The sequence below is a fragment of the Streptomyces sp. NPDC051172 genome (assembly GCF_040682555.1).
Classification (GTDB): domain Bacteria; phylum Actinomycetota; class Actinomycetes; order Streptomycetales; family Streptomycetaceae; genus Streptomyces.
Genome location: NZ_JBFBBE010000471.1, coordinates 1 through 1,061 on the forward strand (window position 1 = coordinate 1; position 1,061 = coordinate 1,061).

Genomic DNA, 1,061 nt, shown 5'->3' on the forward strand with positions numbered 1-1,061 from the left:
TACTTCCGCTACGGGGCTATGAACTCCGGCAAGTCCACGGGCCTGCTGCAGGCCGCCTTCAACTACGAGGAGCGCGGCCAGCGGGTGCTGCTGGCCAAGCCGGAGGTCGACGTGAAGGGGGAGGGCGACGTCGTCTCCCGCCTCGGTGTGACCCGCGCCGTGGACTTCCTCGTCCCGGCGGGAGCGGACGTGCGGGAGCTGTTCCGCCGGCACGCCACCGGTGACGACCCGGACGCCCTCGTGGGGCACGTGGAGGCCCCGCCCGTGGCGTGCCTGCTCGTGGACGAGGCGCAGTTCCTCGAGCCGGCGCAGGTGGACGACCTGCTGCGCATCGCCGTGCTCGACGGCGTCCCCGTGATCGCCTACGGGCTGCGCACCGACTTCCGCACCCGCTCCTTCCCGGGCTCCGCCCGGCTGCTGGAGCTGGCGCACTCCCTCGAGGAGCTGAAGACCATCTGCCGCTGCGGCCGGAAGGCGGTGTTCAACACGCGCAAGGTCGTGGACCCGGCCACGGGCGCCGAGCACTTCGTGTTCGAGGGGGACCAGGTGGCGATCGACGGCGTCCAGGTGACCTACGAGTCCCTGTGCGGCACGTGCTACCTGGCGGAGTCCGGCGGTGCACTGGGCTGAGGCGGCCATTGCCAGGCAACTGCCAGGCTGCATGACGGCTGCGCCCATGCTCGGTTCGTACGGTGGAACCACTTCATCGAGGTGCGAGTGATGAAGGTGCGAGTGATGACAGGCGAAGGGCCCCGGTGATCCCGGGGCCTTTCGTCTGTCCTGCCCGGGCCGGCATCGGCCGACCGGGTCAGAGCGAGACGAGCAGGAGCGTGCCGCCGAAGACGAGTCCCGACGCGAGCAGCACGACCGTGGTGTACCCCAGGATGTCGCGCATCTTCAGCCCGGCGATCGCCAGAAGGGGGATCGCCCAGAACGGCTGGATCATGTTGGTCCACTGGTCGCCGTAGGAGACGGCCATGATGGTGATGGCCGGATCCACGCCGAGCGCGTCACCGGCCTGGAGCATGATCGGGCCCTGCACCGCGAACTGTCCGCCGCCG

General features: G+C 70.0%; 2 protein-coding genes. One reads left to right on the forward strand and one right to left on the reverse strand.

Annotation, left to right across the window (positions count from 1 at the left end):
* A partial coding sequence (locus AB0N07_RS52015) for a thymidine kinase (protein WP_365848122.1) occupies positions 1 to 630 on the forward strand: 630 nt, incomplete at its 5' end.
* Positions 631 to 808: 178 nt separating this feature from the next.
* Here AB0N07_RS52015 and AB0N07_RS52020 read toward each other — a convergent pair.
* Positions 809 to 1,061: TIGR00366 family protein (locus AB0N07_RS52020; RefSeq protein WP_365848124.1), on the reverse strand; the 253-nt coding region annotated here is incomplete at its 5' end.